This is a genomic window from Paraburkholderia sp. BR13439, assembly GCF_040948805.1.
Lineage (GTDB): Bacteria > Pseudomonadota > Gammaproteobacteria > Burkholderiales > Burkholderiaceae > Paraburkholderia > Paraburkholderia youngii.
Genome location: NZ_JBFPKN010000142.1, coordinates 1 through 568 on the forward strand (window position 1 = coordinate 1; position 568 = coordinate 568).

Below are 568 nucleotides of genomic sequence, written 5' to 3' on the forward strand. Positions count from 1 at the left end.
GGCGGGGCGGGGGTGGCGCGCGGTTATCTGAACCGGCCCGAGCTGACCGCGGAGCGGTTCATCGGCAGTCCCTTTGTCGAGGGCGACCGGCTGTACCGCACTGGCGATCTGGCGCGCTATCTGCCGGACGGCAATCTTGAGTTTTTGGGCCGCAACGATGACCAGGTGAAGATCCGCGGCTTCCGCATCGAGCCGGGGGAGATTGCGGCGCGGCTCATCGAGCATGCCTGGGTGCGCGATGCGGTGGTGGTGGCGCAGCAGGACGGTGCCGGCGAGAAGCGGCTGGTGGCCTATGTGGTATGTGCGCCTGAAGCAGCTTCGAACGGGCTGGATGGAAGCGAACTTGCCGGCGCCTTGCGCGCACACATAAGTGCGCACCTGCCGGACTACATGGTGCCGGCGGCGTTTGTGCGGCTGGCGGCGCTGCCGCTGACGGTGAATGGCAAGCTCGATCGCAAGGCGCTGCCGGCGCCGGACGATGAGGCGTATGCGCATCGCGCCTATGAGGCGCCGCAAGGCGAGGTCGAGATCACGCTGGCACAGATCTGGGCCGAGCTTCTCGGTGTGG

The 568-nt window shown here is 67.4% G+C and carries 1 pseudogene; it reads left to right on the forward strand.

The features are described from left to right. A pseudogene (locus AB3X96_RS42585) lies at positions 1 to 568 on the forward strand (non-ribosomal peptide synthetase); the annotation flags it as partial.